The organism is Spirillospora sp. NPDC048824 (assembly GCF_043198455.1).
Classification (GTDB): domain Bacteria; phylum Actinomycetota; class Actinomycetes; order Streptosporangiales; family Streptosporangiaceae; genus Spirillospora.
In genome coordinates, this window is sequence record NZ_JBICUS010000005.1 from 364,024 (window position 1) to 383,169 (window position 19,146).

Below are 19,146 nucleotides of genomic sequence, written 5' to 3' on the forward strand. Positions count from 1 at the left end.
GGTGTGCAGGGTACGCAGTACACGGCCCCGTGACCGCAGGCGTCAGTTCGGGGCGACGCGCTGCGCCGGCACCGACGGCTGATCGTGGCCGCCGCGCCGCGCCTGCGCCAGGGCCTGCTGCAGCTTCCGCCGCTCCATCTCAAGCGTCTGCAGGGACTCCTCGTGCTCGTCCCGCAGGTCCCGCAGCTCCCGGCGCATGCCGACCGCACGCTTGAAGCCCAGCGCCGCGACCACCATGCCGGCCATGAAGACGATGGCGACCACGGCTCCGGCCATGAAGACGTGCCACTGCTCCGTGATCCCTGGAACGGCGTCGCCGAACATGGTCATCTCCGCGGCGCCCGTGTTGTCCAGCACCACGACGACGGCGGCCACGATGGCGGCGAGCGCGACGATCAGCCCCAGGATGATCATGCGGAGGGTCTCCTTCCCTCAGGCCCCCGCCTCTCGAACGGCACGGACCGTGGTTTCGGACGACATGGACGCATTACCGGACGACCCGGGTGATCCACCCGGCAGGCAGCCTAGACCGTTCACAAACAGTGGTCCAGGAGTGGGTTTTGTACCCACGTCCCGGAACGATGCGCGCCCAGCCCACCAGCGGCAGCGCCTGCGCCGGGGCGGGGCGGGGCGGCGACCCGACGTCCGGGTGCCCCGGCCCGGGTCCGGGTTCTTGGCCGGTTACTTGCGGCGAGAGCGCCTGGACTTCGAGCCGGACTTGGAAGCGATGCTGACGTCCACACCGCTCGCCCCCTTGCCGAGCGTCGCGGGACGGCGCGCGGGCTTCGCCTTGGCCGACGGCGGAGTCATGACCATCGTGTCACCTGAGCGCGGCTTCCGGCCCGAGCCGCCCTTCTTGCCTCTGCCGCCGACCGCCAGGACCGGGGCCGTCTTGGCGAGAGCCTCGGCGCGTGCGATCTGCTCGCGGGTCTTGCTGACGCGCCTGCGGCCGGTGCCGCTGCGCGCGATGCGGGCCGCCATGCCCTTGGTGCTCGTTCCCGCCTGGGCGACGCGCAGGCGGCGCGTCCAGGTCCCGAGGTGCGCGGCGACGATCAGGAGGACCATCGCGATACCGACGCTCTTGCCCCACTGGAGCCGGTCCGTGGCCGCGATGTTCTGGGCCCTCGGCGGGTCGGTGGCGATCTGCGGCGCGGGGTAGGTCAGCCCGGGTGCGGCACCGTCGGGCTGAACGGACGGCAGGGTCACCGGCGACTCGTTGTTGAACGGCGTCAGCGGGGTCCCGGCGCTGGGCGCCCCACCCGTCGGGAGGGACGGCGCGGAGCCGCCGGGCAGCGATGCCGAACCACCGCTCACCGTGGCGTTGGCGGTGGCGGTACGCGAGGACAGCGATCCGCCCGTCCCGGTGGGACGCTGCGCCTGGACGCCCACGGACACCGAACCGCTCGACCGGGTCAGCGAAAGGGCGGCCGAGCAGCTCGTCCCCTGGCAGAGCGAGCCCACCGAACCGGACTTGGACTTCACGCCGGAACCCGAGAGCGCGTAGCCGCTCAGGTCGTCTTCAAGGCCGCGGTTCCACTTCACGACGAGTTTGCCGCCGGACACCCGGGCGGACACACCGGTGGGCGCTGCCGGCGCGATGCGCACGGTGAAGGTGTTGGAGTCGTAGATGTGCCCGGTCTGCTTGCCCTTGAGGTAGGCCTTGTAGCGGCCGTTCCGGCGAATCGAGAACGTCCCGGACAGGTCGCCGGCGAGGCCCCCCTCCTTGAGGAACGTGTTGCCGATCCCGGGGCCGTCGACCCACAGCTGCATGCTGATCGCGAAGTCGAAGTGGGCTTTGGCGGTCAGCTCCGAACCGCTCGTGATGACCGCGCCGTCCTCCGGGGTGATGACGCTCGTCGTGGCGGCCGCCTGCGCGGGGAGTGCGGCGAGTACCGGGAAGCTCATCGCAAGGGGGGCCGCCAGCGCGACTGCACCGATCCTGCGAATGATGGTCACGGCCTCAATCCCTTCGACAGCGTTCTGCTCGTCTCATCCCGCCGAGGGCCTCGCGGGGGCACACCGTCCCGTGCGATAACTGCACGCTTACAGAAGCGTAACGCACCACCGGGTAGCAGAAGTCACAGGACGATGACAAAGACACATGCGTTTCATCGTCCGCGACTCGACTCCCCTGCCTATTGACACTCAGTGCAAAGAGCTGTGTCGCGTCAGGGTACGCCCTCCTGCTTCACAGGGCCAGCCCTTGCCCGGGATAGGACTCGCACAGCCCCAAGCCCCATGGGCACCACCAGATCCAACGCGACCGACACCTCGACGACGTCGTCCGCGACCCGGCACCGCACCAACCGCGCCCCGGACTTCATCGCGATCGTCTTCGCCCGCCCGCAGACGTCCGCTCCGCCCTCCGCCGCCCGGGCCGCACCGGCCAGCGCCGCCAGATCAGCCGCCGCATCCGCCCGATGCCGGGCACCACGCACCCCGCCGACCGCCACCGCGGCCATCCCGCCGATCCAGATCACGGCGGCGAAGGCCAGGACCCAGATCGTCCCCGACCCACGATCCGCCCCGGGCGACACCCGTACTCGTTCACCAGCTCCGGCCACCACACCTACCTCTCACTACCGCCACCCCCCTCGGTACCGCCACCCGGACCAGGCGCCGCCGGTGGGACGCCTGGTTCTGTCGCGGCGGCCACGTGGACGTGGACGATCAAGGGCGGCAGGCCGGCTGCCGCCGGGGGCTTGACGGGGGCGGAGACGTCCACGTGGACGGTGGCTTCGTCTCGGCTCACCCGCACGGCGGCTCCCTTGGGGACGGCCTTCACCACCAGTTCGCGCACGGCGGTGAGGGACTCGCCCCTGGCCGCCGCACGAGCACCGGCTCGAGCTGCGTCCGTGCAGGTGAGCTGGACGGACGCGGCGGTCAGGCCCCACAGCGCCATCGCGGTCACCAGGACCAGGGTGGGGAGTGCCACGGCGATCTCCGCCGTGGCCATCCCGCGATCCCTCAGCCGGCCAGCTTGAGCGCCTTCTCGATGATCTGTAAGAGCAGCTCCTTCACCTGGGGACTGGTCACGATCTTGAACAGCAGGCCGGCGAACGCCGCCGCGGCGATGGTGCCGACCGCGTACTCGGCCGTGGACATTCCCCGGTCGCCGTGCAGGCGGGGCCATCGCCGCACTGCCATCTGCATCGCCCGCATGGGGCTCCTTTCCCTCGTGGTCGTTTCCCTCGTGGTCGTTCCGTTCAGAGGCTGCCGAGTCGCGGGGCGGGGCGCCGGGTGAACGGCGCACTGTGGATAACCCGGTCACCGCGGCAGGAGGATGGTCGAGGCGATCCCGGCGACGGCCGGGACGACGCCGAGCAGGACGAAGGCGGGAAGGAAGCACAGGCCGAGTGGGGCGAGTGCGCGGATGCCCGCCGACCGTGCCCGCTCCGCCGCGGCCGAGCGCGCCACGCGCCGCTGGTCTCGGGCGAGGCGGCTCAGGGACGGGGCCAGTGCGGCACCGGTGGACGCCGCCCTGACGGTCGTGCGAGCCAGCGGGGCGAGCATCGGCTCTTTCGCGAGCGTGAGCCATGCTTCGGCCGGGTCGGCTCCCAACCGGATCTGGATGGAGACGGCTTGCAGTTCGTCCCCAAGCGGGCCGCCCACCGCGTCGGCGACAGCGGTGACCGCGTCGTGCCAGGGAGCGCCGCCGCGCAGGCAGGCCGCGAGGAGATCCACTGCCACGGGCAGGTCCGCGACGAGGCGCGCCCGCCTGCGTCTTCGTTCCGCGTTCCCCAGGCGGCCGAACGAGAACCAGACGGCCACCGCGACCAGGACACCGATCACGGTGCCGGTCGGCCCGCCCAGCGTCACCATGCACAGCACTCCCGCCATGCCCGCAGCCAGCCGGCGGAGGACGGCGTCACGTCGCCCGGCTTCGGCTCCCGCCTTGCCTGGCCTGTGTTCCGGCATCGTCGCGATACTCCGGGGCCGGAGGGCGTGATGAGGTTCGCGCCGACCCTGGTCGCCGCGCTTTCCCTGGTCCGGGTTCCGCCGTGGTGCGGGGCGTACGGGTCTCCGGAACTGGTTCCGCAACCTGTTCACGGCCGGATTCGTGCTTCTGGGAAGAAGGAAGGCCGACACTGCCGCGCACAGCACGGCCATCAACGCCGTCATCAGAGCTCCTTCAAGGTGGGTGGCCCCTGGCAGGCGTCAGCGGATGGACTCCGCGGATCTGGCCAGGTGGCGGGTCCAGTAGAGGCCGGTCAGGTTGAGGGCCGCACCTGAGGTCAGGCACGCCGCGCCCAGAAGAGTGGTGAAGAGGAAGGGGATCGGGTGGGCGCCCAGGGCCGCGGCCATGGCCAGGCCCAGGACGGGTAGTGCGGCGAGAAGGCGAGCCGTCGCCCGAGGGCCGGCCAATTGGACGGAGACGTCCTGGCGCTGGGACTCTTCGTCGCGGAGGGCGACGGCCAGTCCGTCCAGGACGGTGGCGAGGGTGCCGCCGCGTTCGGAGCCGACTCGCCAGCAGGCCGCCAGGAGCCGGAGACCCTCGGCGCCCGGCCGGGCCGCCAGTTCCCCCAGGTGTTCGGACGGTGGACTGGGGACGCTGAGCAGTTCCTTCGAGACGTGCGGGTCGAGGACGGTGGCGGCCGCTGTGAACGCCTCGTCAGGGGTGCGGCCCGCGGCGAGTTCGGCGGCCATGGCATCGCAGAGTTCGATGACGGCCGTGCGCCGGCGATGGGGCCGGGTTCTGCGTTCTCGCAACGCGTCGACTCTGTCTTTGACGCGGATGAGCGGGTTGCCGGACGGGCGGGTGACGAGGCGGTCCAGCCGGAGGACGGCGGGAGCGGGGGTCAGAAACGTCCAGACGGCGGCGGCCGAGCAGAGAATCGCCAAGGCGCTGATCATGGGCTTTCTCGCAGCCGGGTGGCGAGGGACTCGGCACCCGGGGACCGGATGACCTCGCCGGACGCGGTGAACGAGACCGCGGGGACGACGCCGACCAAGCCGTCGGGAGCTCGGCGGAGGAGGCAGATCTCCGCCACGCGGCGGCGTCCTCCGCCCGGTTCGCGGACCAGATGGACGACGATGTCCAAGGCCGCGGCCAGCTGGCTGTGCACGGCCTCCCGGGTCAGGCCAGCCGCACAGGCCAAGGCTTCGAGGCGGGCGGGCACATCCCCGGCCGTGTTGGCGTGGAGGGTTCCGCAGCCGCCTTCGTGGCCCGTGTTCAAGGCCTGCAGCAGGACGACGACCTCCGGGCCTCTGACCTCGCCCACCACCAGACGGTCGGGGCGCATGCGGAGGGCCTGGCGGACGAGGTCGTTCAACGTCACGCCCCCGGCGCCCTCCATGTTGGGCGGCCGTGCTTCCAGCCTGACCACGTGCGGGTGGGACGGTTTCAGTTCGGCGGAGTCCTCCACCAGGAGGAGCCGTTCGGCGGGATCCGCCAGTGACAGGAGCGAGCTCAGAAGCGTCGTCTTGCCGGTTCCCGTTCCGCCGGTGACCAGGAAGGCGGCCCGGGATCGGATCAGTGCGGCGAGCAGTTCGGCGCCCTCGGGCGGGACGGTGCTCGCGGCGATGAGCTCGTCCAGGGTGAAGGCGCGGCGGCGAGGGAGCCGGAGGGACAGGCAGGTCCCGGTCGCGGCCACGGGCGGGAGGACGGCATGGAGCCGCACTCCGCCCGGGAGGCGGGCGTCGGCGTAGGGGGCGGCGGAGTCGAGGCGGCGCCCGGCGGCGGCGGTGAGGCGCTGTGCCAGGCGGCGGAGGGACGGCTCGTCCGGGAACCGCAACGCGGTGCGGACGAGACCGGAGCCCGCGTCGACCCAGACCTCGTCCGGGCCGTTCACGAGGACATCGGTCACGTCCGGTGAACGCAGGAGCGGCTCCAGAGGCCCGGCGCCGACGAACTCGGCGTGCAGTTCGTCGGCGAGCGTCAGCACTTCGCGGTCGCCGAGCAGCCGTCCCTCCGCACGCAGCGCCGCGGCGACCCGGCCGGTGGTCGGCTCGCCGCCGGAGTCGGCCAGCCTGTCCCGGATGGCATCGGACAGCCTGGTCATGCCGCCTCCTCCCGGTATGCGTAGGGCTGGAGGGCGAGGTCGGCGAGGACGCCGGCGCAGAACTCGGCGAGCGGCCCTCGGCGGCAGGCCCGTTCGAGGCCGCCCTCGTCGACGGCGGTGGGCAGGCGGCGGTCGCGTTCGAAGGCGCCGGCGGACGGGATGTCGAGCGCGCGCGTGACCGCGTCCGCGGTGAGCCCGCCGGGCGCCGGGCCCTGGACGATGAGCCGCACGTCGGCGGTGTCGCGGCGCAGGGCGGCGGCGAGGCCGTCGGCGGCGACGGTCGCGCGGACCTCGGCCGGGACGAGCAGGAACGTGACGTCGGCGGAGCGCAGGGCGGCGCGTCCGATGTCGCCGGGGTAGCGGGGGACGTCCACGATGACCAGGTCGAAGCCGCGGACGGCCGCGTCGAACAGGGACCGGACGGCGTCGTCGGAGACCGGGACCGGTTCGCCGCGCCGCCAGGACAGGATGGACAGGTCACCGGAGCGCGGCAGTGTCTCGCGCAGGGTGGCGGTGTTCAGCCTGCCCCGCCGCTCGGCGAGGTCGTGCCAGCGGACACCCTCGTGTTCCTCCAGCCCGAGCATGAGGTCGACGCCGCCGCCGAACGGGTCGGCGTCGACGAGCAGCGTGCGCAGGCCCTGCCCTGCGGCCGTGAGCCCGAGCGCGGCGGCGAGGACGCTGGCTCCCGCGCCGCCCCGCGAACCGACCACGCAGACCGTGGTGGCCCAGCCGCTCTCGGGTTCACCGGCCGCGGCGAACGCGTTGATCAGCCAGTCTTCGTGGTCGGGCAGGGCGGCGACGTCCTGCGCGCCGGCCTCGACCGCCAGCCGGTACGTGTCGGACGTGGCACCGTCGCCGGTGACCAGGACGACGCCCGGACGGCGCTGGAGGCCGGCGGACGACACCTCCACGGCCGCGTCGGCGCCGACGAGGATGAGGGACGGCCACGTCCAGGCGGCCCTGGCCTCGTCGGCGCCGTGGGCGACTTCGGCGTGGGCGTCGGCGGCGGCCGCGAGCCGGAGCAGGCCGTCGGCGAGGGCGGGGTCGCCCGTCACGATCAGTGCCGCGAGGTTCATCGATACTCCTTCGACGTTCGGTGGGATCCACCTTGCGACGCGGAGTGACGACACTGAAGACGTTCCGTGAACTGTGGATAACTTCGCCCGGCGTGGGGCTCGGGTGGCGGCGGGGCGGTGGCGCTCGTGCGTCTGGCGCCACCGCCCGGCCGCTTCACGGCTGGGCGACCCCCGCCGGGGGGGAGAGCGGGGGTCGCCGGGCGGTCCGGCTCCGGGGGGGTAGAGCCGGCCCGCTTTCCCAAGAAAGTCTCGGGGGAGTTCGGCGTAAGCCGTGCGCAAGTCCGCCCTATGGCAGAGGCGAACTTACGTCTCCAGTCTAGGCATATACAACATATGCTGCCCGATGGTCGAGAGTTTCGTCGAGACGCAATCCACCCTCCCAGGTGACGGTTTTTCGCACCAGGTCGGGATGATGCCCTCGGCGTGCGGCGCGACGGTGTGCGCGAGGCGCCGCCCCGCCCTCGACAGGCACCCCGTTCCCACGCACATGGAGTGCATTGGGACGGGAGTCGGAGCGTACAGGAGAACTAAAGATCTTTCCGGCCGCCCCACCGGATCCGGGACGAAATAGAAACGATCACGGTGAGTGATCAATTCCGAGTCCTGATAGATAGTTACGGATAGTCCGGAATAGCGCGTTCCATCCCCTCTTGACCTCACAGTGCACCCATGTCCCGTCCGGCGCGATGTCCGCCCGCCGGGCACAATTCCCGAATGGAGAGCTTGTCAGCAGGTCAAATGAGGCGTAGACAGGTCATACGGACCACGTGTCCGAGCACGGCAGCCGGGCACCCACGCGCGACCAGCCGCGGGAGGCGCGTCGAGACGGGCTTGACCCGGTCCGACGAATTTGAGGTGCACGCCTGGTAACCCGGTGTGACGTGACTGGCGGCGGCGTCCCGCAGAGGGGCGCCGTTCGCTTCGCTTCAGGGCCGCCGGGCACGGCGGCCCAGTCGCGGACTTCCTCGCCCCCGGCCGACAGGATCAGCCGCGCATGAAGGCTTCGCAGATGGCCTGGGAGTCGCGTGCGGCCGCCGCCACAGCCGCCGAGCAGTGCGCGATCCACTGCGCGACGCCCTCGGAAGTGCCGGACGCGTAGGCGCGGAGCGCTTCGGCGTAGTCGTCGGCGAGTTCCAGGTGCCCGACCTCTGGTGCGGCAAGCGACTTGGGGTCCAGGCCGCGGGCGACGAAGGTGAGCCGCTGGGCGGCACGGGCGACAAGCCCGTCTCCCCAGCCGAACGGACGCAGGGTCATCAGCTCGCCGTGCACGATGGCCCCGACCACCAGCGCCGGCGCCTTCGTCGACTCGATCAGCAATCCGCTGAGACTGTCCAGGCGGACGGCCACTTCGGACGGCGATGGCGGCTCACCGAGGCCCAGCACGTCCTTCACGCTCCCGTCTTCAGAGCGCGGACGTCCGAGATCGGCGTTGTCGACCGCATCCGCCGCAGCGAGGACGTGAAGTCTTGCGAGGGCCTGTCGGGGGGCCTTCCGCCACGTGTCCGTCAACGTCCCCAGCTCAGCGGATACACGCAGGGAGCCCTGGACGACCGGATCGGACGGGTTCTCGGTGGTGCGCAGCTCGTCCAGCGTCACCGATGCGCCTTCGAGGACGGCCGAGGCCCGCGCACCACGCAGCGCGGACTCGGTGGACACCTCGGCGCTGCGGCGCCGCAGGATGCGGTGGCCGAGCAGCCGGTCCACGGCGGAACGCGCGTCATCGACGGCGTCGGCGACGCCGGGCAGGTTCGCTACATCAGCAAGGGCATCGGTCACGGCCCGACCCTATGCGGTCACCCACAACGCCCATGCAACGCCCCACGGACGCGTGCGACGAAAGCGATTTCGGCGCGGCAGACTGGGGAAGGGCTGCTGTGCCGAGCTTCGGCACACGATCCGGAGTCACGGCAACCGGTCGCGCTCATCTCCGACATCCGGGGGCGGCCTTGTGGGGACCGGCGCCTTCCTGGTGAAGTGGGGATACCGGGCGACCCCGCTTCAGCTAGCAAGGAGTGCGCGTTGAGCCAGAGCCAAGAAACACTGTCGAACCTTCTTCAGGAGACCAGGCGCTTCTCCCCACCCGCAGAGCTCGCCGAGTCGGCCAACGTCAAGGCCGAGGCGTACGAGCAGGCGGCGGAGGACAGCCTGGCGTTCTGGGCGGAGCAGGCTGACAGGCTCACCTGGACGAAGCGCTGGGACGACGTCCTGGACTGGAGTAACCCACCGTTCGCCAAGTGGTTCGTCGGCGGTGAGCTGAACGTCGCCTACAACTGCGTCGACCGCCACGTCGAGGCCGGACGCGGCGCCAAGGTCGCGTTCCACTGGGAGGGCGAGCCCGGCGACTCCCGGACCCTGACCTACGCCGATCTCCAGCGCGAGGTGAACAAGACCGCGAACGCCCTGCTGGAACTGGGCGTCCGCAAAGGCGACAGGGTCGCGATCTACCTGCCGATGATCCCCGAGTTGCCGATCTCGATGCTGGCGTGCGCGCGCATCGGCGCCACCCACTCCGTCGTGTTCGGCGGTTTCTCGTCCGCGGCGCTCCGGACCCGCATCGACGACGCGCAGGCCAAGCTCGTCATCACCGCGGACGGCGGGTTCCGGCGCGGCAAGCCGTCCGACCTGAAGGGGATCGTGGACGAGGCCGTCGCGCAGACGCCGACGATCGAGCACGTCGTCGTCGTGCGCCGCACCGGCGGGCAGGTGGCCGAGAACGACCGCGACCTGTGGTGGCACGACGTCGTGGAACGGCAGAGTGACCAGCACACCGCCGAGCCCATGGACGCGGAGCACCCGCTGTACATCCTGTACACGTCCGGGACGACCGGAAAGCCGAAGGGCATCCTGCACACCACGGGCGGCTATCTGACCCAGTGCGCGTACACCCACTGGGCGGTGTTCGACCTGAAGCCGGAGAAGGACATCTTCTGGTGCTCGGCCGACATCGGCTGGGTCACCGGGCACTCCTACATCGTGTACGGGCCTCTCGCCAACGGCGCGACCAGCGTCATCTACGAGGGGACGCCCGACACGCCCGACAAGGGCCGCTGGTGGGACATCATCCAGAAGTACAAGGTGTCCATCTTCTACACCGCGCCCACGGCGATCCGCACGTTCATGAAGTGGGGCGACGACATTCCCGCGCAGTACGACCTGTCGTCCCTGCGCGTACTGGGGTCCGTCGGTGAGCCGATCAACCCCGAGGCCTACGTCTGGTACCGCAAGCACATCGGCGGTGACCGCACCCCGGTGGTGGACACGTGGTGGCAGACCGAGACCGGCGCCATCATGATCAGCCCGCTGCCCGGCGTCACGGAGTGCAAGCCGGGTGCGGCGATGCGTCCGCTGCCCGGCATCGCCGCCGACGTGGTGGACGACCAGGGCCGGTCGGTGCCGAACGGCGGCGGCGGCTTCATGGTGGTCAGGGAGCCGTGGCCCGGCATGCTGCGGACGATCTGGGGCGACGACGAGCGGTACGTCAAGACGTACTGGTCGCGTTTCGAGGGCCTGTACTTCGCGGGCGACGGCGCCAAGAAGGACACGGACGGCGACATGTGGCTGCTCGGCCGCGTGGACGACGTCATGCTCGTGTCCGGGCACAACATCTCCACGACGGAGGTGGAGTCGGCCCTGGTCGCGCACCCGAAGGTCGCCGAGGCGGCGGTCGTGGGCGCGACGGACCCGGTCACCGGGCAGGCCATCGTCGCGTTCGTCATCCCGCGCGGCGACGCCGGCGGGGACGTGGAGGGCGAGGAGTTCCTGAAGGAACTGCGCGACCACGTCGCCAAGGTGCTCGGCCCGATCGCGAAGCCCCGGCAGATCATGATGGTGCCGGAGCTGCCCAAGACCCGCTCCGGCAAGATCATGCGGCGGCTGCTGCGGGACGTCGCCGAGAATCGCAGCATCGGTGACGTCACCACGCTCGCCGACAGCACGGTCATGGACCTCATCTCCGAGAAACTGCCGAGCGCCAAGTCCGACGACTGACGGACACTGACGCACGACCGACGCACGACCGACCGCGGAACGACACGGCCCGCGTCCGGTGGAACAACCCACCGGGCGCGGGCCGCCGCCATGGTCGGTAGGTTCAGGGGGTCTTCACGGGGCGGGTTCCACCGTTTCGCTGCTGATCGGCGGTTTGGCCTATACCGACCCGTCACAATTCGAGAGAGTGACGACTGCGGTTCTGATCGCGAGCATTCCCGCCTCGGCGGCCGCGGCCGTCGTCTTCCGGAGCAGGGTGCGTCTGCGCGCGCGCCCGGACTAAGGAGAAATCGATATGTCGGAGGCCCTACCCGGTGAGCGCGTCGAGGACAGGTCCGTCGGCGAGCTGGTCGCGCTGGCGTCCAAGAACGTCTCCAACCTCGTCAGGGCGGAGATGGACCTGGCCAAGCTGGAGCTCAAGGCCGACGCCAAGAAGGCCGCGCTCAGCAGCGTGATGTTCACCATCGCGGCCGTGATGGGCGGGCTCGTCGTCATCCTGCTGTCGATGTCGTTCGCGTACGGCCTGGTGGCGTTCGGCATCTGGCACTGGCTCGCGTTCCTCATCGTCGCGGTCGTGTACGTGGCGCTCGCGCTCCTCCTGATGCTCATCGCCAAGCGGTTCATCAAGAAGATCGAAGGGGCGAAGCGGACCCGCAAGACGCTCAAGAACGACCTGGCCACGCTGCGGCGCCGCGGCGACTCCGATACCCCCGAGCTGACGGCCTGAATCACGCCATGTCCGGGAACGAGGCATCACTCATCGAGGTCGACGGGCCGTGGACCCACCGGCAGGTCAGCGCCGGCGGGACGCGGTTCCACGTCGCCGAGGCCGGTGAGGGACCTCTGGTCCTGTTTCTGCACGGTTTCCCGGAGTTCTGGTGGTCGTGGCACAACCAGCTCGTGTCCCTGCCCGCGGCCGGCTACCGGGCGGCGGCGGTCGATCTGCGCGGGTACGGCGGCAGCGACAAACCGCCGCGCGGCTACGACCTGGTCACTCTGGCCGGGGACGCCGCCGGGCTCGTCCGCGCACTGGGGGAGGCCAACGCGATCGTCGTCGGCCATGACTGGGGCGGGCTGCTGGCCTGGACGATGGGCGTCTACCACCCGAAGGTCGTCCAGCGGCTGGCCGCGGTGAGCGCCCCGCATCCGCTGCGGCTGCGGCAGTCCATCACCGGTGACCCGCGCGGGCAGGGGTGGGCGGCGCGCCACACGTTCGGTTTCCAGTTGCCGCTGTGGCCTGAACGGCGCCTTGTCCGCGACGACGCGGCGCTGGTGGGGAGGCTTCTGCACGACTGGTCCGCCCCGGGCTGGCCGGACGAACGCACAGAGCAGCTCGTCAGGAAGGCCGTGCAGATTCCGGGGGCGGCGCACAGTGCGCTTGAGTACCACCGCTGGCTCATCCGTTCCGTGGCCCGCCCGGACGGTATCCGCTACGCGCACCGTATGCGCGCCCCCATCCACGTCCCCACGCTCCAGTTGCACGGCGCGCTCGACACATGCACGCTCCCGGGCAGTGCCCAGGGCTCCGGCCGCTACGTGGCGGCCCCTTACCGCTGGAAGCTCATCGACGGGGCCGGTCACTTTCCTCATCAGGAACGCCCCCGAGCGTTCGACGCACAGCTTCTCGGCTGGCTGGCCGACCCCGAACCCGAACACTGACCGCGAACCCCCGCGAAGCCAGTGGTGGAGGGTGGGCGCGTACCGTGGAGGGATGCGGGATCGGGACGGGGCTGGACGCCCACGCAACGCACGGCCACGCGACGCGTACGGACGTCCTCTTCCTCACGGCGCGTCCGGCATACCGACGATGCCCGAAGACCTCGACCTGCCACCCGCCGAGGCCTTGGTCGAGGCACAGCGTCTCCTTGACGAAGACCGTCCGTTCCATGCGCACGAGGTACTGGAAGCGGTCTGGAAGGCGGCCCCAGAGCCCGAACGGGAGCTGTGGAGGGGTCTGGCACAGGTCGCGGTGGGGATCACCCATCTGCGCCGCGGAAACGCTCGCGGCGCCGAGGCACTCCTGAGCCGAGCCGCCGACCGCCTTGTCCCGTACGCGGCCGTCCCACCGCACGGCGTCGACGTCCAAGGGGTCGTTCAACGCACACGTGCCCTGGCCGCCGGCGGTCCGGAGGACGGCCCGATCACCGTCCGCCTCACGAAGGCGTGACTCAGTCGGAGCACCGCTGCGTGGACACCGGCGCCGTGGCGTTCTGCCCCGCGCGCACGTCCGGGGCGACCTCGTTCGCGGTGAGGGCGTAGCCGGTCGACGGCGTGTCCAGGGCGGCGGCGAAGATGACGCCGTAGACGCGGCCGTCGGTGGTCAGCAGCGGGCCACCGGAGTTGCCGGGCTCGACCTTGCCGCGGATGGCGTAGATCTCGCGGCTGACCTGGCCGGAGTGGTAGATGTCCGGGCCGCGCGCCGTCTGCCGGGCGCGGATCCGGGCGGCGCCCGCGGTGAACGGCTGGTTCTTCGGGAAACCGGCGATGATGGCGTCGTCGCGGACGCGTGCCTCGTCGGCGAACTTCAGCGCGGGCGCGCGCAGCCCCGGCACGTACAGGACGGCGATGTCGCGCTTGGGGTCGTACAGGACGACGCGTCCGCGGCCGGTCTCGCCGTTGACGGTGGCCACCTTCGACTGGCCGCGGGCCCCGGCGACGACGTGCGCGTTGGTCATGATGTGCTGCGGCGCGAACACGAACCCGGTGCCCTCGATCCGGCGCTGGCACTGCGGCGCCGTGCTGACGATCTTCACGATGCTGGCGCGGGCGGCCTTCAGTCCCCTGGTGTTCAGGACGGACTCGTCCGGCGGCGGCACCTGCACCACCGACTCGCCGCCGAGGCCGTTGAAGACCTGCGGGAACTCGCTGCTCTTCACGAAGCCCTGGAACGAGGTGAACCAGGCCTGCGCCTGCGGCGGCATCACGTCGTTGATGCCGCCGATGACGGTGGAGCTCTTGACCTGTGTCCGGACGGGCTTGAAGCCGGAGTTGGCGAACAGGCTGCCGAAGAACCAGGCGACGATCAGCAGCGACATGGCGCTGACGAACGCGCCGCCGACCGCGTCGGCCGTGCGGGCGTTCATGCCGGTCACCCGGTTGCGCAGGACGGCGCCGAGGGAGGACGCGAGCAGCTGCCCGAACGTGGCGGCGAGGAACGCGATGACGATGGCGAGGAGGACCTGCTGCGCGGCGCCCTCCACCGTGGCGTCCGCGATGGGCGGTGCGATCAGCACTCCGGCGACGCCGCCGCCGACGAAGCCGGCGAAGCTCAGCAGGCTCACGATGAAGCCCTGCCGGTAGCCCGAGACTCCGAACAGCACGACGAGCACGAGCAGGATCAGATCAAGAATGTGGTCGTGCAGCACCGCTTCACCGTATAGGTCCGCACACCCCGTTAACGTCCCCTCGATGTACCAGATTCGGGTGCGTTGTGTAGCCGTCGGGTGTGATGCACGTTCGTCACCGTAGGCGCCCGGAGTGAGATCATCCGCCTGACCTGCGGTTCGTCTCGCGGCGACGGGTGCGGACGGTCACCTCCCCGGTTCCGGGGAGGTGCTCAGCCGCGGGATGCGAGGTTCAATACCTCCGGAGGCAGGTCCTCGACGCGGCCTGTGTCCCAGGGGCGGTTCCAGCCGCCGGCGTCCAATACCTGGGTGAGCAGCGCCGCCGTGAACCCCCACACGAGCATGTCCCGGACGTGGAACGCCGGGCCGAGCTTGATCCCGGACGGGTGCCGGACCATCATCCGGTTCGCCGGGTCGGTCAGTTCGCCGATGGGGACGCGTGCGACCGCCGCGACCTCGCCGGGGTGGCCGGGGGCGACGTCCGACGGCTCCCGCCACCAGCCGGCGACGGGCGTGACCCGGTGCTCGCTGCGCGACAGGTACAGCTCGGGCAGGGAGCAGAGGACGTCCACGCCGGCGGGTTCGACGCCGGCCTCCTCCCACGCCTCGCGCAGCGCCGCCGCGACGGGTCCGTCGTCCCCCGGGTCGATGCGGCCGCCCGGGAAGGCGGGCTGGCCGGCGTGCTTGTTGAGCGTCGCCGCGCGTTCGGTGAGCAGCACGTCGGGGCCGTCCGGTCCCTCGCCGAACAGGATCAGGACGGCGGCCGCGCGGGCGGCGGAGCCGTGCCGGAACATCGGCGGCACCCGCATCCGGGGGCCTTCGGCGCGGAAGCGTTCGAGCCATGGCGGGCAACTGGGGGCGGTCTCGGTCACGTCCGTTCCAACTCCGCGGCGCCCGCGTTCCTTCCCGGCCCCGGTGCCCGCGTCACGAGAACGGCCCGGGTTTGACGAGCTTGCGCGCGGTCTCCTCGTCGGTCGGGCCTTCGCCGAACGACGGGCACAGCCGTGCGAGGGGACATGCGCCGCAGGCGGGACGGCGCGCGTGGCAGATGCGGCGGCCGTGCCAGATCAGCCTGTGCGACAGCATCGTCCAGTCCTTGCGCGGTATGAGTTCGCCGATCTCCTGTTCGACCTTCACCGGGTCGTCTTCGGCCGTCCAGGCGAACCGGCGCGCCAGGCGGCCGAAGTGGGTGTCGACGGTGATCCCGGGGACGTCGAACGCGTTCCCCAGGACGACGTTGGCCGTCTTGCGTCCGACACCGGGCAGGGTGACGAGGTCGTCGAGGCGCCCTGGGACCTCACCGTCGAACTTGTCGCGCAGTGCGGCGGACAGCCCCATGACCGACTTGGTCTTGGCGCGGAAGAACCCGGTGGGTTTCAGGATCGCCTCGACGTCCTCGGGGTCGGCGGCGGCCAGATCCTCCGGGGTGGGGTACTTGGCGAACAGGCCCGGCGTGGTCAGGTTCACCCGCATGTCGGTGGTCTGCGCCGACAGCACGGTCGCGACGAGGAGCTGGAACGGGGTGCCGAAGTTCAGCTCGCAGTGGGCGTCGGGGTAGGTCTCGGCCAGGATCCGGTTGATCCGGCGCGCCCGCCGCACGAGCGCGAGCCGGGTCTCGGGCTTGCGTCCCGCACCGCGCCGCGGGGTGCGCCCGGCCTCCGGGGCCGCATTGGTCGCCATGCCGCCAGGGTAGAGCCTTCCTTAAAAAGACAAGCATGTTCTTTTATGTTAGGGTCTCCCGCATGATTTTCGACTCCTCCCGGTGGACGGCGACCCTCGCCGGACGGCGCGTGCTGATCACGGGCGCCGCCCGGGGCATCGGCGCCGCCCTGGCCACCAGGCTGCACGAACGCGGCGCACGGGTCGCGCTCACCGGCCTGGAGCCCGACCAGCTCGCCGCCGTCGCCGCCGAATGCGGGCAGGCCCCATGGTGGTCCTGCGACGTTACCGACCGCGGCGGGGTCGAGGAAGTCGTGAACGACGCCGTGCGCGCACTGGGCGGCCTGGACGTGGTCGTGGCCAACGCCGGTGTGGCCGCGCAGATGCCGATCATCCACGGCGACCCGGCCATCCTGGAACAGAGCCTGCGCGTGAACGTCCTGGGCGTCCACAACACCCTCCGGGCGGCCGGGCCCCACATCAGCCACGAACGCGGCTACGCGCTGGCCGTGGCGTCGCTCGCGGCGGCCGTGCACGCACCCCTGCTGGGCGCCTACAGCGCGTCCAAGGCCGCGGTGGAGGCGCTGGGCAACACGCTGAGGGCCGAGCTGCGCCCGTCCGGCGCGAAGGCCGGTGTCGCCTACTTCGCCGAACTCGACACCGACATGACGCGGCGAGGGTTCGACACCAAGGCGGCGTCCGCCCTCATGAACGCGGGACCGAGCAGCAGCCTCCTGTCGAGCGTCGCGCCGCTGCGCGTGGGGATCGACGCACTGGAACGCGGAATCGCCCGCCGGTCCAAGCGCGTCGTCGCGCCCTGGTGGGTCGGCGGGATCCTGCCCGTCAGGATGATCGCCCAGCCCGTCGTCGACCACGCCGTCCAGCGCGGCCTCGGCCAGATCCTCGACATCGCGCGAACGGAGCAGGTCGAGCTGACCACGCCGCAGCCGGAGTCCCACCGGTGACGGCACCCCGCACCACTCCCGGCCGGATCCGCGACGTGGGAGTGGTGAACTGGCTCGCCTGCCGGATCGCGGGCAGGGCCACCGGGACCGGGCCGCCCAACCTGTTCCTGACCCTGGCGCGCCGCCGCGGCCTCTTCCGCGGCTGGCTGTGGTTCGCCGGACGTCTCATGCCCGGCGGCACCCTGCCGCGCCGGGAGACCGAACTGGTGATCCTCCGCGTCGCCCATCTGCGCGACTGCCGCTACGAGTTCGACCACCACGTCCGCATCGCCCGCCGCGCCGGCGTCCGCGAACGCGACGTCGAGCGCCTCAAGGAAGGCCCGGACGCGGACGGCTGGAACCCGCGCGAGCGGGCGATCCTCACCGCGGCCGACCAGCTCCACGACCGGCGCGACCTCGACGACGACGTCTGGAAGCGGCTCCGCACCCACCTCACCGAGGGCGAGTGCGTCGAGCTGACCGTGCTCGCCGGCCACTACGAGATGCTCGCCACCGTGATCACGGCGCTGCGCATCCAGCCCGACGAGCACCGCTGAGCATCGCCGCTTCTCCGGCGCGTCAGGCGTCCAGGGCACCCGACCGCAGGAGGAGGCGCACATGTTCGACGACCGGCGGGCCGACCGCGCGCAGCGCCTCCATGTCGCCCGCCGCGACCGCCGGCGTCACCATCGCACCCACCGCCGACACGACGATCTGGCACGCGAACGCGGCGGCCTCACCGCGCAGCCCCATCATCTGCGCGAGAGCCCCGGCGAGGTCGTGCTGGATCTCGGAACGCCGCTGAATGGCCTCCGGCCCGGCCGCGTACACCTCCACCAGGAAGAGCCGCGCGTAACCCGGTTCCGACGCGAGCGCCTCCAGGTAGGCGGTGAAGGCACGCTCGAACCGGGCCGCCGGGGTGCCGCCGCCCTCCGCGGCGCCCTCCAGTTGACGCCGCAGCAGCGCGCTCGCCTTGTCGAACGCCGCCATGAAGCAGTCGAGCTTGGACGAGAACAGTCCGTAGAAGCTCTGCCGGGAGACCCGGGCCCGTCTCAGCACGTCCTCGACCGACGTGCCCACGTAGCCCTTCTCCGTCATCGCCGCCGCCATGGCCGCGCAGAGGCGGTCGCGGTGCACCCGGTCGACCTCCGGGCGGGACAACGCGTGACGCCCCCGTGGGAGCCTGCGCGGCAAGGACTGGGCCATCCGCTCAGATTAGGGCACCGGCGCTACGCCTCCGGGACCGTCCGGTAAGGGGGGATGAGACCGGTGTGATGCCATTCACGCAGAGGTCCGTACACTGGGCGAACGGGACCGCGGCGGCCCGGCGAGGCCGGACACGCCCGGTCCCGCGTTTCGGCGCGCCGTGACCCTGCCTTCACGTACGCGGTGGGACGTACGTCACACTATGCATGTAGGTGTTCGAGGAGGAGAAGCGTGACCGATCGCGACGTGGACGTTCTGAGCAGAGCCCCGCTCTTCGAGGCCCTCGACGAGCAGGGCGCCAAGGCGCTGCGCGCCAACGTGACCGAGGTGCGTCTCGCCCGCGGTCAGACGCTGTTCAACGAGGGCGAGACCGGAGACCGGCTGTACGTCGTTCTCGAAGGCAAGATCAAGCTGACCCGGACCTCGCCCGACGGCCGGGAGAACCTGCTGAGCGTGCTCGGCCCCAGCGAGATGTTCGGCGAGCTGTCGCTGTTCGATCCGCGCCCCAGGACGGCGAGCGCCATAGCGGTGACGGAGGTCCGCCTGGCAGGGCTGGGCCACGATGATCTGCGCCCCTGGCTGACGGGGCACCCCGAAGTGGCCGTCCAGTTGCTTCGCGCGCTCGCGCAGCGGCTGCGCAAGACCAACGACGTCATGGCCGACCTGGTGTTCACCGACGTCCCCGGGCGGGTCGCCAAGGCGCTGCTCGACCTCGCGGAGCGGTTCGGCCAGCCGTCGGAGGCGGGCCTGCACGTTCACCACGACCTCACCCAGGAGGAGCTGGCGCAGCTCGTCGGCGCGTCCCGCGAGACGGTCAACAAGGCGCTCGCCGACTTCGCTCAGCGGAACTGGCTGCGCATAGAGGCCCGCGCCGTCGTCATCCTCGACATCGAGCGCCTCCGCAAGCGCTCGAAGTAGCGGTCCCGGT

General features: G+C 71.2%; 22 protein-coding genes. 8 read left to right on the forward strand and 14 right to left on the reverse strand.

Annotation, left to right across the window (positions count from 1 at the left end):
* Positions 1–42 precede the first annotated feature (42 nt).
* From ACGFIS_RS12885 to ACGFIS_RS12930, 10 genes are all read right to left on the reverse strand, one after another.
* A complete protein-coding gene (locus ACGFIS_RS12885; protein ID WP_392970681.1) occupies positions 43–414 on the reverse strand; it encodes a hypothetical protein in 372 nt (123 codons plus the stop codon).
* Between the two features lie 267 nt (positions 415–681).
* The gene (locus ACGFIS_RS12890; RefSeq protein WP_392970684.1) at positions 682–1,956 is read right to left on the reverse strand and encodes a hypothetical protein; all 1,275 of its coding nucleotides are present in this window, start codon (positions 1,954–1,956) and stop codon (positions 682–684) included.
* A 212-nt stretch (positions 1,957–2,168) separates the two neighbouring features.
* Positions 2,169–2,567: an Rv3654c family TadE-like protein gene (locus tag ACGFIS_RS12895; protein ID WP_392909671.1), complete on the reverse strand. Its 399-nt coding sequence runs from the start codon at positions 2,565–2,567 to the stop codon at positions 2,169–2,171.
* Positions 2,568–2,569: 2 nt separating this feature from the next.
* Positions 2,570–2,956, reverse strand: coding sequence for a TadE family type IV pilus minor pilin (locus ACGFIS_RS12900; RefSeq protein WP_392909674.1), 387 nt, complete (start codon positions 2,954–2,956; stop codon positions 2,570–2,572).
* 11 nt (positions 2,957–2,967) lie between these two features.
* Complete coding sequence (locus tag ACGFIS_RS12905) at positions 2,968–3,162, reverse strand: DUF4244 domain-containing protein (RefSeq protein WP_392970687.1); 195 nt, start codon at positions 3,160–3,162, stop codon at positions 2,968–2,970.
* A gap of 105 nt (positions 3,163–3,267) precedes the next feature.
* Positions 3,268–3,918 (reverse strand): type II secretion system F family protein, encoded by a 651-nt coding sequence (locus ACGFIS_RS12910; protein WP_392909682.1) that lies wholly within the window; start codon positions 3,916–3,918, stop codon positions 3,268–3,270.
* Positions 3,919–4,158: 240 nt separating this feature from the next.
* On the reverse strand, positions 4,159–4,854 hold the full coding sequence (locus ACGFIS_RS12915; RefSeq protein WP_392970690.1) for a type II secretion system F family protein: 696 nt from the start codon (positions 4,852–4,854) through the stop codon (positions 4,159–4,161).
* Complete coding sequence (locus ACGFIS_RS12920; RefSeq protein ID WP_392909692.1) at positions 4,851–6,002, reverse strand: TadA family conjugal transfer-associated ATPase; 1,152 nt, start codon at positions 6,000–6,002, stop codon at positions 4,851–4,853. The genes ACGFIS_RS12915 and ACGFIS_RS12920 overlap by 4 nt, the downstream gene beginning before the upstream one ends.
* Positions 5,999–7,078: a septum site-determining protein Ssd gene (gene ssd, locus ACGFIS_RS12925; protein WP_392970693.1), complete on the reverse strand. Its 1,080-nt coding sequence runs from the start codon at positions 7,076–7,078 to the stop codon at positions 5,999–6,001. Before ssd ends, ACGFIS_RS12920 begins: the two co-directional genes overlap by 4 nt.
* A gap of 984 nt (positions 7,079–8,062) precedes the next feature.
* Positions 8,063–8,854, reverse strand: coding sequence for an oxidoreductase (locus ACGFIS_RS12930; protein WP_392909700.1), 792 nt, complete (start codon positions 8,852–8,854; stop codon positions 8,063–8,065).
* A gap of 243 nt (positions 8,855–9,097) precedes the next feature.
* Here ACGFIS_RS12930 and acs point away from each other — a divergent pair, with 243 nt between their 5' ends.
* From acs to ACGFIS_RS12955, 5 genes are all read left to right on the forward strand, one after another.
* Complete coding sequence (gene acs, locus ACGFIS_RS12935; RefSeq protein WP_392970696.1) at positions 9,098–11,065, forward strand: acetate--CoA ligase; 1,968 nt, start codon at positions 9,098–9,100, stop codon at positions 11,063–11,065.
* 58 nt (positions 11,066–11,123) lie between these two features.
* Positions 11,124–11,348, forward strand: a complete 225-nt coding sequence (locus ACGFIS_RS12940; RefSeq protein ID WP_392970699.1) for a Na+/H+ antiporter NhaA — start codon at positions 11,124–11,126, stop codon at positions 11,346–11,348.
* Between the two features lie 12 nt (positions 11,349–11,360).
* Positions 11,361–11,792 (forward strand): phage holin family protein, encoded by a 432-nt coding sequence (locus tag ACGFIS_RS12945; RefSeq protein WP_392970702.1) that lies wholly within the window; start codon positions 11,361–11,363, stop codon positions 11,790–11,792.
* 8 nt (positions 11,793–11,800) lie between these two features.
* Positions 11,801–12,724 carry an alpha/beta fold hydrolase gene (locus ACGFIS_RS12950; protein ID WP_392970705.1) on the forward strand — a complete coding sequence of 308 codons (924 nt, stop codon included), beginning with the start codon at positions 11,801–11,803 and terminating at the stop codon, positions 12,722–12,724.
* Positions 12,725–12,872: 148 nt separating this feature from the next.
* On the forward strand, positions 12,873–13,232 hold the full coding sequence (locus ACGFIS_RS12955; protein ID WP_392909720.1) for a DUF309 domain-containing protein: 360 nt from the start codon (positions 12,873–12,875) through the stop codon (positions 13,230–13,232).
* A gap of 1 nt (position 13,233) precedes the next feature.
* Here the strand turns inward: ACGFIS_RS12955 and ACGFIS_RS12960 are convergent, their stop codons facing one another.
* The 3 genes from ACGFIS_RS12960 to nth form a co-directional block, all read right to left on the reverse strand.
* Complete coding sequence (locus ACGFIS_RS12960; RefSeq protein WP_392970708.1) at positions 13,234–14,430, reverse strand: MarP family serine protease; 1,197 nt, start codon at positions 14,428–14,430, stop codon at positions 13,234–13,236.
* A gap of 191 nt (positions 14,431–14,621) precedes the next feature.
* Positions 14,622–15,281: an NUDIX hydrolase gene (locus ACGFIS_RS12965; protein ID WP_392970711.1), complete on the reverse strand. Its 660-nt coding sequence runs from the start codon at positions 15,279–15,281 to the stop codon at positions 14,622–14,624.
* A gap of 52 nt (positions 15,282–15,333) precedes the next feature.
* Positions 15,334–16,089, reverse strand: a complete 756-nt coding sequence (gene nth / locus ACGFIS_RS12970) for an endonuclease III (protein WP_392909731.1) — start codon at positions 16,087–16,089, stop codon at positions 15,334–15,336.
* A 62-nt stretch (positions 16,090–16,151) separates the two neighbouring features.
* Here nth and ACGFIS_RS12975 point away from each other — a divergent pair, with 62 nt between their 5' ends.
* The gene (locus ACGFIS_RS12975; protein WP_392970714.1) at positions 16,152–17,033 is read left to right on the forward strand and encodes an SDR family NAD(P)-dependent oxidoreductase; all 882 of its coding nucleotides are present in this window, start codon (positions 16,152–16,154) and stop codon (positions 17,031–17,033) included.
* Complete coding sequence (locus ACGFIS_RS12980; protein ID WP_392909735.1) at positions 17,030–17,569, forward strand: carboxymuconolactone decarboxylase family protein; 540 nt, start codon at positions 17,030–17,032, stop codon at positions 17,567–17,569. The genes ACGFIS_RS12975 and ACGFIS_RS12980 overlap by 4 nt, the downstream gene beginning before the upstream one ends.
* Positions 17,570–17,591: 22 nt before the next feature.
* Here the strand turns inward: ACGFIS_RS12980 and ACGFIS_RS12985 are convergent, their stop codons facing one another.
* Positions 17,592–18,218, reverse strand: coding sequence for a TetR/AcrR family transcriptional regulator (locus tag ACGFIS_RS12985; protein WP_392909737.1), 627 nt, complete (start codon positions 18,216–18,218; stop codon positions 17,592–17,594).
* Between the two features lie 231 nt (positions 18,219–18,449).
* Between ACGFIS_RS12985 and ACGFIS_RS12990 the strand changes: the two genes are divergently transcribed.
* Positions 18,450–19,136: a Crp/Fnr family transcriptional regulator gene (locus ACGFIS_RS12990; protein WP_131951889.1), complete on the forward strand. Its 687-nt coding sequence runs from the start codon at positions 18,450–18,452 to the stop codon at positions 19,134–19,136.
* Positions 19,137–19,146: the final 10 nt, after the last annotated feature.